15 protein-coding genes are annotated in these 13,125 nt (G+C 70.7%); 11 read left to right on the forward strand and 4 right to left on the reverse strand.

What is annotated here, in order from left to right; all coding sequences use genetic code 11:
* Window positions 1–6: 6 nt before the first annotated feature.
* The 3 genes from ACFY7C_RS14700 to ACFY7C_RS14710 form a co-directional block, all read right to left on the reverse strand.
* Window positions 7–975 (reverse strand): heme A synthase, encoded by a 969-nt coding sequence (locus ACFY7C_RS14700; protein ID WP_389649071.1) that lies wholly within the window; start codon window positions 973–975, stop codon window positions 7–9.
* Between the two features lie 98 nt (window positions 976–1,073).
* A complete protein-coding gene (locus ACFY7C_RS14705) occupies window positions 1,074–1,850 on the reverse strand; it encodes an ABC transporter permease (protein ID WP_389649074.1) in 777 nt (258 codons plus the stop codon).
* Window positions 1,847–2,782, reverse strand: coding sequence for an ABC transporter ATP-binding protein (locus tag ACFY7C_RS14710; RefSeq protein WP_389649077.1), 936 nt, complete (start codon window positions 2,780–2,782; stop codon window positions 1,847–1,849). Before ACFY7C_RS14710 ends, ACFY7C_RS14705 begins: the two co-directional genes overlap by 4 nt.
* A 151-nt stretch (window positions 2,783–2,933) precedes the next feature.
* Between ACFY7C_RS14710 and ACFY7C_RS14715 the strand changes: the two genes are divergently transcribed.
* The 9 genes from ACFY7C_RS14715 to ACFY7C_RS14755 all read left to right on the forward strand — a co-directional run bounded on the left by ACFY7C_RS14715 (window position 2,934) and on the right by ACFY7C_RS14755 (window position 10,408).
* On the forward strand, window positions 2,934–3,743 hold the full coding sequence (locus ACFY7C_RS14715; protein WP_389649537.1) for a DUF72 domain-containing protein: 810 nt from the start codon (window positions 2,934–2,936) through the stop codon (window positions 3,741–3,743).
* A 103-nt stretch (window positions 3,744–3,846) separates the two neighbouring features.
* On the forward strand, window positions 3,847–4,578 hold the full coding sequence (locus tag ACFY7C_RS14720) for a helix-turn-helix transcriptional regulator (protein WP_389649080.1): 732 nt from the start codon (window positions 3,847–3,849) through the stop codon (window positions 4,576–4,578).
* Window positions 4,575–5,990, forward strand: a complete 1,416-nt coding sequence (gene sufB, locus ACFY7C_RS14725) for a Fe-S cluster assembly protein SufB (protein ID WP_389649083.1) — start codon at window positions 4,575–4,577, stop codon at window positions 5,988–5,990. Before ACFY7C_RS14720 ends, sufB begins: the two co-directional genes overlap by 4 nt.
* 66 nt (window positions 5,991–6,056) lie before the next feature.
* On the forward strand, window positions 6,057–7,238 hold the full coding sequence (gene sufD / locus ACFY7C_RS14730; RefSeq protein ID WP_389649086.1) for a Fe-S cluster assembly protein SufD: 1,182 nt from the start codon (window positions 6,057–6,059) through the stop codon (window positions 7,236–7,238).
* Window positions 7,238–7,555, forward strand: a complete 318-nt coding sequence (locus tag ACFY7C_RS14735; RefSeq protein WP_389649089.1) for a bifunctional 3-phenylpropionate/cinnamic acid dioxygenase ferredoxin subunit — start codon at window positions 7,238–7,240, stop codon at window positions 7,553–7,555. The genes sufD and ACFY7C_RS14735 overlap by 1 nt, the downstream gene beginning before the upstream one ends.
* A gap of 7 nt (window positions 7,556–7,562) precedes the next feature.
* A complete protein-coding gene (gene sufC, locus ACFY7C_RS14740; RefSeq protein WP_309053393.1) occupies window positions 7,563–8,327 on the forward strand; it encodes a Fe-S cluster assembly ATPase SufC in 765 nt (254 codons plus the stop codon).
* Window positions 8,324–9,592 carry a cysteine desulfurase gene (locus tag ACFY7C_RS14745; RefSeq protein WP_389649092.1) on the forward strand — a complete coding sequence of 423 codons (1,269 nt, stop codon included), beginning with the start codon at window positions 8,324–8,326 and terminating at the stop codon, window positions 9,590–9,592. The genes sufC and ACFY7C_RS14745 overlap by 4 nt, the downstream gene beginning before the upstream one ends.
* A 10-nt stretch (window positions 9,593–9,602) precedes the next feature.
* On the forward strand, window positions 9,603–10,073 hold the full coding sequence (gene sufU / locus ACFY7C_RS14750; RefSeq protein WP_389649096.1) for a Fe-S cluster assembly sulfur transfer protein SufU: 471 nt from the start codon (window positions 9,603–9,605) through the stop codon (window positions 10,071–10,073).
* Window positions 10,070–10,408: a metal-sulfur cluster assembly factor gene (locus ACFY7C_RS14755; RefSeq protein ID WP_389649099.1), complete on the forward strand. Its 339-nt coding sequence runs from the start codon at window positions 10,070–10,072 to the stop codon at window positions 10,406–10,408. Before sufU ends, ACFY7C_RS14755 begins: the two co-directional genes overlap by 4 nt.
* 84 nt (window positions 10,409–10,492) lie before the next feature.
* Here ACFY7C_RS14755 and ACFY7C_RS14760 read toward each other — a convergent pair whose 3' ends face one another.
* The gene (locus tag ACFY7C_RS14760) at window positions 10,493–11,572 is read right to left on the reverse strand and encodes an oxidoreductase (RefSeq protein ID WP_389649102.1); all 1,080 of its coding nucleotides are present in this window, start codon (window positions 11,570–11,572) and stop codon (window positions 10,493–10,495) included.
* A 200-nt stretch (window positions 11,573–11,772) separates the two neighbouring features.
* Between ACFY7C_RS14760 and dapD the strand changes: the two genes are divergently transcribed.
* Together dapD and ACFY7C_RS14770 are read left to right on the forward strand one after the other, a co-directional pair.
* Window positions 11,773–12,756: a 2,3,4,5-tetrahydropyridine-2,6-dicarboxylate N-succinyltransferase gene (gene dapD, locus ACFY7C_RS14765; protein ID WP_389649105.1), complete on the forward strand. Its 984-nt coding sequence runs from the start codon at window positions 11,773–11,775 to the stop codon at window positions 12,754–12,756.
* 64 nt (window positions 12,757–12,820) lie between these two features.
* The gene (locus tag ACFY7C_RS14770) at window positions 12,821–13,048 is read left to right on the forward strand and encodes a hypothetical protein (protein ID WP_356691714.1); all 228 of its coding nucleotides are present in this window, start codon (window positions 12,821–12,823) and stop codon (window positions 13,046–13,048) included.
* Window positions 13,049–13,125: the final 77 nt, after the last annotated feature.

Raw genomic sequence — 13,125 nt, forward strand, 5'->3', positions numbered from 1 at the left:
TCCCGCTCAGGCGGTCGCGAGCTCCGCGTCCGGCCGGGACGGGATCTCGGGGGCCGTCACCGGCCGCTCGCGCAGGCTCAGCGCCAGGCGCACCACAGCGATCCACATCAGCGACGAGCCGAGCATGTGGGCGGCCACCAGGAGCTCCGGGACGCCCGTGAAGTACTGGACGTAGCCGATGCCACCCTGGGCGAGCAGCACGATCAGCAGGTCGCGGGCGCGGGCCCGGGTGTCGTCGGGGGCGTCCACCACGCGCAGGACCAGCCACATGGCGAGCGCCAGGGCGCAGACCACCCACGCGGCGATGGCGTGCAGATGGGCGGCGGCGGTCCAGTCCCACGGCATGCGCGGCACGTCACTGCTGTCACCGGCGTGCTTGCCGGCGCCGGTCACCGTCGTGCCGAGCGCGATCAGCAGCGCGGAGACCACGACGATCGCCCAGGACAGCCTGCTCACCGGGCGCGGGACCCGCGGCCGGGGAGCGGTGTCGCCCTCGCCGGTGCGGTGCCAGGTGATCACCGCCACCGTCAGGAGCGCGTTCGCGGCGAGGAAGTGGCCGGCCACCGTCCACGGGTTGAGGCCCATCCACACGGTGATGCCGCCGAGGACGGCGTTGCTCATCACGATCCAGAACTGGAGCCAGCCGAGCCGCGTCAGGCCGCGCCGGCGGGGCTTCACGGAGCGCGCGGCGATGATCGCCCAGCCGACGGCCGCCGACAGGACGTAGGTCAGCATGCGGTTGCCGAACTCGACCAGGCCGTGGAAGCCCTGCTCGGAGGTGACGATCAGGCTGTCGTCCGTGCACTTGGGCCAGGTGTCGCAGCCGAGACCGGAGCCGGTCAGCCGGACCGCGCCGCCGGTCACGATGATCAGCACGCTCATCACGACGGCGGAGAGCGCGGCGCGCCGGAGCGTCCGGGGGGACGGGGTCCAGCGCTGGGCGATGAAGGCGAGGGGGGTCTGCACGGGCCCCATCGTAGGCGGGGGCTTGTGCACGCTTTCACGAGGGGGTGGTTACGGGGCGAGTCGCCTCGAATCGACCCCGAAACGTCACCGCGCGGCTACGAGGAGCGTCACTCCCAGCGGAAGAACCGCGCCGCCGCGCCCAGCCCCAGGGCCGCCCACACGGCCAGGATCAGCGCGTCGCCCCACGGCATCCCGGCGCCGCCCTGGAGGACGTCGCGCAGGCCGTCGGAGAGCGCGGAGATCGGCAGGAACGCGAGGACGTCGCCGGCGGGGCCGAACTTCTCCAGCGGCACCATCACCCCGCCGCCGACCAGCAGCAGCAGGAACACCAGGTTCGCGGCGGCCAGCGTCGCCTCCGCCTTCAGGGTGCCGGCCATGAGCAGGCCGAGCCCGGAGAACGCGGCGGTGCCGAGGACGAGCAGGACGATCACCGAGAACGGGTCCCCGTGCGGGGACCAGCCGAGCGCCAGCGCGATCGCCGTGAGCAGTGCCACCTGGAGCACCTCGGTGACCAGCACCGAGAGCGTCTTGGCGGTCATCAGCGCCCAGCGCGGCAGCGGAGAGGCGCCGAGCCGCTTGAGCACCCCGTAACGGCGTTCGAAGCCGGTGGCGATGGCCTGCCCGGTGAAGGCGGTGGACATCACGGCGAGCGCGAGAACACCCGGGGCGAGGAAGTCGACGGCCTTGCCCGCGCCCGCGACTGTGCTCGTGTCGACGATGTCCACCGTCGAGAAGAGCACCAGGAGGAGGGAGGGGATGATCACCGTCAGGAGCAGCTGCTCGCCGTTGCGCAGCAGCATCCGGGTCTCCAGCGCGGTCTGCGCGGCGATCATCCGCCCGACGGGAGCGGCCCCCGGCTTCGGTGCGTACGTACCCGTGCTCATCCGCGCAGCTCCTTGCCGGTCAGCTCCAAGAAGACGTCCTCCAGGGTGTGGCGCTCGACGGCGATGCGTTCGGGCATCACGCCGTGCTGGGCGCACCAGCTGGTGACGGTGGCGAGGAGCTGGGGCCCCACCTCGCCGGTGATCAGGTAGGTGCCGGGCAGCGGCTCGGCCGCGGCGGTGCCGTCCGGGAGGGCCTTCAGGAGCGAGCCGATGTCGAGGCCGGGGCGGCCGGTGAAGCGCAGCGTGTTCTCGGCGCCGCCGCGGCACAGCTCCTCCGGGCTGCCCTGGGCGACGACCCGGCCGGCGTCGATGATGGCGACGTCGTCGGCGAGCTCCTCCGCCTCGTTCATGAGGTGGGTGGTCAGCACGACCGTCACGCCGTCGGCGCGCAGCTCGCGGACCAGGTCCCAGGTGGCGCGGCGGGCCTGCGGGTCGAGTCCGGCGGTCGGCTCGTCGAGGAAGACCAGCTCGGGGCGGCCCACGACGGCCATGGCGAGGGAGAGCCGCTGCTGCTGGCCGCCGGACAGGCGCCGGTAGGTGGTGCGGCCGCAGGAGCCGAGGCCGAGGCGCTCGATCAGGGCGTCCACGTCGAGGGGGTGGGCGTGCAGCTTGGCCATGTGGCGGAGCATCTCGTCGGCGCGGGCGCCGGAGTAGACGCCGCCGGACTGGAGCATCACGCCGATCCGGGGCCGCAGCGCGGCGGCGTCGGCGACCGGGTCGAGGCCGAGGACGCGTACGGTGCCGGCGTCCGGGCGCCGGTAGCCCTCGCAGCTCTCGATGGTGGTGGTCTTGCCGGCCCCGTTGGGTCCGAGGACGGCGGTGACAGTGCCCGCGCGGACGTCCAGGTCGAGGCCCTGGACGGCGGTCTTCGTCCCGTACCGCTTGACCAGGCCCCGGACCCGGACCACGGACTCGACGGAGTCGTTTCGCATGCCGGGAAGTCTAAGGACCCGCCGGGAACGCTCGGTCCGCGGGCCCGGTCGGGGGCCCGGCGGCCCGGCCCGGGGCGATCCGGGTGTGCGGCCGCCCGGTGCGGGAGGAGGGTGCCGGATGACCGGGGCCGGGGCGGGGCAGTGGCCCCGTATGACGGTCTTCGTGGGCACCTCGGGGTGGCAGTACCGGGACTGGCGGGGCGTGCTCTATCCCGAGGGCGTGCCCCAGCGCCGCTGGCTGGAGGAGTACGCGCGCCGGTTCGGCGCCGTCGAGAACAACAACGCCTTCTACCGGCTGCCCGGGCGGGACACCTTCGCCGAGTGGCGGAGGCGGACCCCGGACGGCTTCGTCATGGCGGTCAAGGCCAGCCGCTATCTCACCCACATCAAGCGGCTGAAGGAGCCGGAGGAGCCGGTGGCGCGGCTCATGGGGCGGGCGGAGGCGCTCGGCGAGCGGCTCGGCCCGGTGCTGCTCCAGCTGCCGCCCACGCTGCGCGCGGACCCGGCGCTGCTCGACGCGGTGCTGGCCTGCTTCCCGCCGGAGGTGCGGGTGGCGGTGGAGCCGCGGCACGTGTCCTGGTGGACGGAGGAGACGGCCGCGCTCCTGCGGGCCCGGGGCGCGGCGCTGTGCTGGGCGGACCGGGGCTCGCGGCCGGTGGCGCCGCTGTGGCGGACGGCGGACTGGGCCTATCTGCGCCTGCACGAGGGCCGGGCGCGGCCCCACCCCTCGTACGGCCGGCGGGCGCTGATGACCTGGGCGGAGCGGCTCATCGACACCTGGCCGGACGAGGCGGACGTGTACGTCTTCTTCAACAACGATCCGGGGGGCGCGGCGGTCCGGAACGCGGAGACTTTCGTCGGTCTGATGGAGCGGCGCGGAAGGATGATCAAGGTGCCGGAGGTCGGCCGCGCCGGGGCGGAAACCGCTGGTCAGGCCGGTCGGCATTCGTCCTACGAATGATCGTTTCCGCAGGTCAGGTAAGGCTTACCTGCGTGACGCACAGCACCGCCCCGGGCCCGGACCGCGCTTGTCAGTGCCTGATTAATTACGCAACAATGGCGTTGTGAAAAACGTCGGTGAGGCTCCCACGGAGGAACTCGCGACCGGTGAGCGATCCACGCGCAACCGGGTCGCGCGCTCCATCCTGGACCACGGGCCCTCGACCGTCGCCGATCTGGCCCAGCGGCTCGGCCTCACCCAGGCCGCCGTCCGCCGGCATCTCGACGCGCTGGTCACGGAGAACGTCGTGGAGGCGCGCGAGAAGCGGGTCTACGGCGCCCGCACCCGGGGCCGCCCCGCGAAGGTCTTCGCGCTGACCGACTGCGGCCGGGACGCCTTCGACCAGTCGTACGACACCCTCGCCGTGGAAGCGCTGCGCTGGATCGAGCGGAACGCCGGGGGAGAGGCGGCCGTCGCCGCCTTCGCCCGCGACCGGATCGAGGCCCAGGCCGAGGCGTACCGCGAGGCCGTCGAGTCCGCCGACCCCGAGCGGCGCACCGAGGCTCTGGCCAGGGCGCTGACCGCCGACGGGTACGCTGCCACCGCACGCAACGCGCCGGTCGGCGAGCAGCTCTGCCAGCACCACTGCCCGGTCGCCCACGTCGCCGAGCAGTACCCGCAGCTGTGCGAGGCGGAGACGGAGATCTTCTCCCGCCTCCTGGGAACGCACGTCCAGCGTCTGGCCACCATCGCGCATGGTGACGGCGTCTGCACCACGTTCATCCCGCACGGCAGCCCACCACAGACCACGCCATCCACAGCATCCGCAAGCACGGCCGGGAGGAACCCCGCATGACCACCGAGATCAGCCACCCCGAGCTCGAGGGCCTGGGTCGGTACGAGTACGGCTGGGCCGACTCCGACGCGGCCGGCTCCGCCGCCAAGCGCGGTCTCTCCGAGGACGTCGTCCGCGACATCTCCTCGAAGAAGAACGAGCCCGAGTGGATGCTGAAGCTGCGGCTCAAGGGTCTGCGGCTCTTCGACAAGAAGCCCATGCCGACCTGGGGCTCCGACCTGTCGGGCATCGACTTCGACAACATCAAGTACTTCGTGCGGTCCACCGAGAAGCAGGCCGAGTCCTGGGAGGACCTGCCGGAGGACATCAAGAACACGTACGACAAGCTCGGCATCCCGGAGGCGGAGAAGCAGCGCCTCGTCGCCGGTGTCGCCGCCCAGTACGAGTCCGAGGTCGTCTACCACCAGATCCGCGAGGACCTGGAGGAGCAGGGCGTCATCTTCGTCGACACCGACACCGCGCTGAAGGAGCACGAGGAGCTCTTCAAGGAGTACTTCGGCACCGTCATCCCGGTCGGCGACAACAAGTTCGCCTCCCTGAACACCGCCGTCTGGTCCGGCGGATCGTTCATCTACGTGCCGAAGGGCGTGCACGTCGAGATCCCGCTCCAGGCCTACTTCCGCATCAACACGGAGAACATGGGCCAGTTCGAGCGGACGCTGATCATCGTCGACGAGGACGCCTACGTCCACTACGTCGAGGGCTGCACCGCCCCGATCTACTCCTCGGACTCGCTGCACAGCGCCGTGGTCGAGATCATCGTCAAGAAGGGCGGCCGCTGCCGCTACACGACCATCCAGAACTGGTCGAACAACGTCTACAACCTGGTGACCAAGCGCGCCGTCGCCTACGAGGGCGCCACCATGGAGTGGGTCGACGGCAACATCGGCTCCAAGGTCACCATGAAGTACCCGGCCGTCTACCTGATGGGCGAGCACGCCAAGGGCGAGACCCTGTCCATCGCCTTCGCGGGCGAGGGCCAGCACCAGGACGCCGGCGCCAAGATGGTCCACATGGCCCCGAACACCTCCTCCAACATCGTCTCCAAGTCGGTGGCGCGAGGCGGCGGCCGCACCTCCTACCGCGGTCTCATCGAGATCGGCGAGGGCGCCCCGGGCTCCAAGTCGAACGTCCTGTGCGACGCGCTGCTCGTCGACACGATCTCCCGCTCGGACACGTACCCCTACGTGGACGTCCGCGAGGACGACGTCTCCATGGGCCACGAGGCCACCGTCTCCAAGGTCTCCGAGGACCAGCTCTTCTACCTGATGAGCCGCGGCCTCACCGAGTTCGAGGCGATGGCCATGATCGTCCGCGGCTTCGTCGAGCCCATCGCGAAGGAGCTGCCGATGGAGTACGCGCTGGAGCTCAACCGGCTGATCGAGCTGCAGATGGAGGGTGCGGTCGGCTGACGCCGCCCCGCCGTCCGTACCCCCTGGTCTTTGCGTAGTAACGAGGAAGAGAGCAACACGACAGCCATGGCTGAGGCTCAGAACATCCCGGCGGGCTCCACCACCGCCGGCTCGATCGCGGTGGCCGCCGAGTCCACCGTCGCCACGCGCATGAGCGCCCCCCCGTCCTTCGACGTCGCGGACTTCCCGGTCCCGCACGGTCGCGAGGAGGAGTGGCGGTTCACGCCGCTGGAGCGGCTGCGCGGTCTGCACGACGGCACCGCCGTCGCGACCGGCGAGGGCGTCAAGGTCGAGATCGAGGCCCCCGAGGGCGTCACCGTGGAGACCGTCGGCCGTGACGACGCGCGGCTCGGCAAGGCCGGCACGCCGGTCGACCGGGTCGCCGCCCAGGCGTACTCCTCCTTCGAGAAGGCCTCGGTCGTCACCGTCGCCAAGGAGGCGGTGCTCGCCGAGCCGATCCGCATCACCGTGCACGGCCAGGGCGGCGTCGCCTTCGGCCACCAGGTGATCGAGCTCGGCGCCTTCGCCGAGGCCGTCGTCGTCATCGACCACACCGGTGACGGCGTGCTCGCCGCCAACGTGGACTACGTGCTCGGCGACGGCGCCAAGCTGACCGTCGTCTCCGTCCAGGACTGGGACGAGAAGGCCGTCCACGTCGCCCAGCACAACGCGCTGGTCGGCCGCGACGCCTCCTTCAAGTCGGTCGTCGTCACCTTCGGCGGCGACGTCGTCCGCATCCACCCGCGCGTGACGTACGCCGCCCCCGGCGGCGAGGCCGAGCTCTTCGGCCTGTACTTCACCGACGCCGGCCAGCACCAGGAGCACCGCCTCCTGGTCACCCACAACGTGCCGCACTGCAAGTCCAACGTGGCCTACAAGGGCGCGCTGCAGGGCCAGGACGCCCACGCCGTGTGGATCGGCGACGTCCTCATCGAGGCCAAGGCCGAGGGCACCGACACCTACGAGCTCAACCGGAACCTCGTCCTCACCGACGGCGCCCGGGTCGACTCCGTGCCGAACCTCGAGATCGAGACCGGCGAGATCGCCGGCGCCGGCCACGCCTCCGCCACCGGCCGCTTCGACGACGAGCAGCTCTTCTACCTGATGTCCCGCGGAATCCCGGAGACCGAGGCCCGCCGCCTCGTCGTCCGCGGCTTCTTCGCCGAGCTGGTCCAGCAGATCGGCCTGCCGGACGTCCAGGAGCGCCTCATCGCCAAGATCGAGGCCGAGCTGGAGGCGTCCGTCTGATGGCCTTCGTCCGCGCCTGTGCGCTGAGCGAGCTGGAGGAGGACACCCCGAAGCGGGTGGAACTCGACGGCACGCCGGTCTCCCTCGTCCACACCGAGGGAGAGGTGTTCGCGATCCACGACATCTGCTCGCACGCGAACGTCTCCCTGTCCGAGGGCGAGGTGGAGGACTGCCAGATCGAGTGCTGGCTGCACGGCTCCGCGTTCGACCTCCGCACCGGCAAGCCGTCCGGCCTCCCCGCGACGCGCCCCGTCCCCGTATACCCCGTAAAGATCGAAGGGGACGATGTGCTCGTCTCCGTCACCCAGGAGTCCTGAGTCACCCATGGCAACGCTTGAAATCCACGACCTGCACGTCTCCGTCGAGGCCGAGAACGGTCCGCGTGAGATCCTCAAGGGTGTCGACCTGACCATCAAGCAGGGCGAGACCCACGCCGTCATGGGCCCGAACGGCTCCGGCAAGTCGACCCTGGCGTACTCGCTGGCCGGCCACCCGAAGTACACGATCACCGGCGGCACCGTCACCCTCGACGGCGAGGACGTCCTGGAGATGTCGGTCGACGAGCGCGCCCGCGCCGGCGTCTTCCTGGCCATGCAGTACCCGGTCGAGGTCCCCGGCGTCTCGGTCTCCAACTTCCTGCGCACCTCCGCCACCGCCGTCCGCGGCGAGGCGCCCAAGCTGCGCACCTGGGTGAAGGAGGTCAAGGAGGCCATGGAGAAGCTCCACATGGACCCGGCCTTCGCCGAGCGCAACGTCAACGAGGGCTTCTCCGGCGGCGAGAAGAAGCGCCACGAGATCCTCCAGCTCGAACTCCTCAAGCCGAAGATCGCGATCCTCGACGAGACCGACTCCGGCCTCGACGTCGACGCCCTTCGCATCGTCTCCGAGGGCGTCAACCGCGTCCGCGAGACCGGTGAGGTCGGCACCCTGCTGATCACCCACTACACGCGCATCCTGCGCTACATCAAGCCCGACTTCGTGCACGTCTTCGCGAACGGCCGCATCGTCGAGTCCGGTGGCGCCGAGCTCGCCGACCAGCTGGAGAACGAGGGCTACGACAAGTACGTGAAGGGTGGCGCATCCGCGTGACTTCCGCCCATCAGGGGCTGACCGGCCTCCTCGACACCGAGGCGATCCGCAAGGACTTCCCGCTCCTGGATCGCACGGTCCACGACGGCAAGAAGATCGTGTACCTGGACTCCGCGGCCACCTCGCAGAAGCCGCGCCAGGTCCTCGACGCGCTCAATGCCTACTACGAGCGGCACAACGCCAACGTCCACCGCGGCGTCTACACGGTCGCCGAGGAGGCCACCGCGCTGTACGAGGGCGCCCGCGACAAGGTCGCCGCCTTCATCAACGCGCCGAGCCGCGACGAGGTGATCTTCACCAAGAACGCCTCGGAGTCGCTCAACCTCGTGGCCAACATGCTGGGCTGGGCCGACGAGCCCTACCGCGTGGACCACGAGACCGAGATCGCCATCACGGAGATGGAGCACCACTCCAACATCGTCCCGTGGCAGCTGCTCTCGCAGCGCACCGGCGCGAAGCTGAAGTGGTTCGGCCTCACCGACGACGGCCGTCTCGACCTCTCCAACATCGAAGAGGTCATCACCGAGAAGACCAAGATCGTCTCCTTCACGCTGGTCTCGAACCTGCTGGGCACGGTCAACCCGGTCGAGACGATCATCCGTCGCGCCCAGGAGGTCGGTGCGCTCGTCTGCATCGACGCCTCCCAGGCGGCCCCGCACATGGTCCTGGACGTGCAGGCGCTCCAGGCCGACTTCGTGGCCTTCACCGGCCACAAGATGTGCGGCCCGACCGGCATCGGCGTGCTGTGGGGACGGCAGGAACTCCTGGAGGACCTGCCGCCCTTCCTCGGCGGCGGCGAGATGATCGAGACCGTCTCGATGCACTCCTCGACCTACGCGCCGGCCCCGCACAAGTTCGAGGCGGGTACGCCCCCGATCGCCCAGGCCGTCGGCCTCGGCGCGGCCGTGGACTACCTGTCGGCGATCGGCATGGAGAACATCGCGCGCCACGAGCACGCGATCACCGAGTACGCCGTCCGCCGCCTCCAGGAGGTGCCGGACCTGCGGATCATCGGCCCCACCACGGCCGAGGACCGCGGCGCCGCGATCTCCTTCACGCTCGGCGACATCCACCCCCACGACGTGGGTCAGGTGCTCGACGAGCAGGGCATCGCGGTCCGGGTCGGCCACCACTGCGCGCGGCCGGTCTGCCTCCGGTACGGAATTCCTGCGACCACGCGGGCGTCGTTCTATCTGTACTCCACTCCGGCCGAGGTCGACGCCCTGGTCGAGGGACTGGAGCACGTTCGGAACTTCTTCGGCTAGGGGACGGCTCGTGAAGCTGGATTCGATGTACCAGGACGTCATCCTGGACCACTACAAGCACCCGCACGGGCGCGGTCTTCGGGACGGCGACGCCGAGGTGCACCACGTCAACCCCACCTGCGGCGACGAGATCACGCTCCGCGTGAAGTACGACGGCTCGCGCATCGCGGACGTGTCGTACGAGGGCCAGGGCTGCTCCATCAGCCAGGCCTCGGCCTCCGTCCTCAACGAGCTGCTCGTCGGCAAGGAGCTGGCCGAGGCGCAGAAGATCCAGGGCACCTTCCTGGAGCTGATGCAGTCCAAGGGCCAGATCGAACCGGATGACGCGATGGAGGAGATCCTGGAGGACGCGGTCGCGTTCGCCGGTGTCTCGAAGTACCCCGCCCGGGTCAAGTGCGCCCTGCTCAGCTGGATGGCGTGGAAGGACGCGACCGCCCAGGCCCTGGGGGACTCCGATAAGTCTGTGAGGAAGTCGGCATGACCGAGAACGCCGAGGCCACGATGAAGCCGGCCTCCGAGGAAGAAGTCCGCGAGGCGCTGTACGACGTCGTCGACCCCGAGCTGGGCATCGACGTGGTCAACCTGGGCCTGATCTACGGGATCCACATCGACGACTCCAACGTCGCGACGCTGGACATGACCCTGACGTCGGCGGCCTGCCCGCTGACCGACGTGATCGAGGACCAGGCGAAGGCCGCCACCGACGGCATCGTCCGCGAGCTGAAGATCAACTGGGTCTGGATGCCGCCGTGGGGCCCGGACAAGATCACCGACGACGGCCGCGAGCAGCTCCGCGCGCTCGGCTTCAACGTCTGACCCGACGTCCCCATGACGGGCCGCACCCCTCCGGGTGCGGCCCGTCGGCGTTCTCAGGGTCGGGCGGGGCAGCGCGTCTGCCGGTCAGGGTGCCGGCGTGGCGGCCGTCTGGGCCAGGAGCTGGGCCAGGTTCTCGCGGCGGATGCGCTGGTCGACGTAGAGGAGGCTGGAGACCAGGGGCTGGAAGGGGGCGGCGACGGCCTGGACGACGAGCTGGCCGATGACCAGGACCACCATGAGGCCGCCGAACGCGGCGAAGACCTCTCCCGGGGTCGGCTCCGCGCTCAGGTCGATCGTGGCCATCGGGATCGCGCCGATCTGCGAGATGACCTGCTGAATCAGACCGACGGCCATGCCCACCATCATGGCCGTGGCGATCGTGCAGCCGAAGACGCGCCACCAGGAGCCCTTGACCAGGGCGGAGGAGCGGCGCAGGGAGGCCATCGGGCCCTGGTCCTCGATGACGGCGACCGTCGGGGCGAGGCTGAACTTGATCCACAGCCACAGCGCCAGCGGGAGCAGCGCGAGCGCGCCGACGAAGATCAGTACGCCGACGACGGCGAGCCCGGACCCGTCGTCCGTCCGGCTGCCCTCGGAGCTGGCGAGGGAGGCGAACATCGCCGCCATCAGGACGCCGAAGCCGACCATGAAGAGCAGCATCGGGACGAGCGTCGCGAGCATCGCCAGGAATACCGAGCCGATCACCGCGCCCAGCCGCGACCAGGCGCGGCGCCACACGGCGCCGAAGCCGATCGGGCGGCCGAGCACGGCCTCCTGGACCACCGCCGGGGCGGCCGCGAAGACCAGGCCGCTGGAGACGACGTAGACGACCATGGCGACGAGCCAGACGCAGACGAAGGCGACGATCAGCGGCTGGACGTCGGAGAAGTCCGGGCTCTGGCCGTCCGGCATGGCGATCAGACGCTGCACGTCGTCCTCGACGGCGACCCAGGCGACCAGCAGCGCCGCGCCGATCAGCGCCGCGGCGGCCGCGTAGGCGGCCACGGCGACACCGACCAGAGGCTTCCAGTAGCGGCCGTAGGTGGCGAAGGCGCCGGTCAGGATGTCGCCGAAGCCCAGCGGCGCCAGGGGTATGACGCCGGGCTTCGGCGGCGGTGGCGGAGGGGGATAGCCGTATCCGTACGGCCCCGAGGCGTATGTCATGCGCACACCGTAGCCGGGACCCCCTCCACCGCCGCCATCGCTTGTGCGTCCGCTGTGCGTCCGCGCGCGGCAGGCCGGCGTCGGGTGCCGGACGAAGACTCCAAGGAGGCGGCCGCCGGCTCGTCGAAAGCCACGGACCGGCGGCCCGACACCTGAGACCGGTTGGCCCGTGCGCCGCCCGGCCGGTTAGGTTTTCCGTCATGACCACTGCTCCTCGCACCACCGGCGCCGTCGCCGCCGGCCTCGCCACCCTCGCCGCTGACGGCACCGTTCTCGACACCTGGTTCCCCGCCCCCGAGCTGACCGACGCCCCCGGCCCCGCCGGCACCGAACGGCTCACCCCCGAAGCGGCCGTGGACGCCCTCGGCGAGGGCGCCGCCAAGGCCCTCGGCGTCGACGCCCGCCGCGGTGTCGAGGTGGTCGCCGTCCGCACCGTCATCGCCTCCCTCGACGACAAGCCGCTCGACGCGCACGACACCTACCTGCGGCTGCACCTGCTGAGCCACCGCCTGGTCAAGCCGCACGGCCTGAGCCTGGACGGCATCTTCGGCCACCTCGCCAACGTCGCCTGGACCTCGCTCGGCCCCGTCGCCGTCGACGACATCGAGAAGGTGCGGCTCAACGCCCGCTCCGAGGGCCTGCACCTCCAGGTCACCTCGATCGACAAGTTCCCCCGCATGACCGACTACGTGGCGCCCGCCGGCGTCCGCATCGCCGACGCCGACCGGGTCCGCCTCGGCGCCCACCTCGCCGCCGGCACCACCGTCATGCACGAGGGTTTCGTCAACTTCAACGCGGGCACCCTGGGCACCTCGATGGTCGAGGGCCGCATCTCCGCCGGCGTCGTCGTCGGCGACGGCTCCGACATCGGCGGCGGCGCCTCCACCATGGGCACCCTCTCCGGTGGCGGCAACGTCGTCATCTCCATCGGCGAGCGCTGCCTCATCGGCGCCGAGGCGGGCGTCGGCATCGCGCTCGGCGACGAGTGCGTCGTCGAGGCCGGTCTCTACGTCACCGCCGGCACCCGGGTCACCATGCCCGACGGCCAGATCGTGAAGGCCCGTGAGCTCTCCGGCGCCTCGAACATCCTCTTCCGCCGCAACTCGGTCACCGGCGCCGTCGAGGCCCGCCCGAACAACGCGGTCTGGGGCGGTCTGAACGAGATCCTCCACAGCCACAACTGATGGGGGCGACTCCGCGTTACCAAGGTGACGCGGAGTCAATCATCGGACAAGACGAGGAGTCGACATGAGGACGAGGCCCACCGTTGTCGGTGCACTGGTGATCGCGGCGGTCCTGCTGCCGGCAGGGGCCGCCTCGGCGGACGAGACGCACACGCGTACGCACAACGGGCCCCAGGTCACCAACGGTCCCAGCCTCTCGCTGCACACCGGGCAGATCGACGACCCGCTCGAGGACGTCCTCGAACACGCGGCGATCCTCAACAGTCGGACCCACACGACCGACGCCGCCTGAACTCCGCTCCTCGCCGACGGCCCGCCACCCCTCCCCGGGGGCGGCGGGCCGCCCGCGTCTCTGGCATGATCACCCTG

The organism is Streptomyces sp. NPDC012769, from assembly GCF_042901205.1.
Classification (GTDB): Bacteria; Actinomycetota; Actinomycetes; order Streptomycetales; family Streptomycetaceae; genus Streptomyces.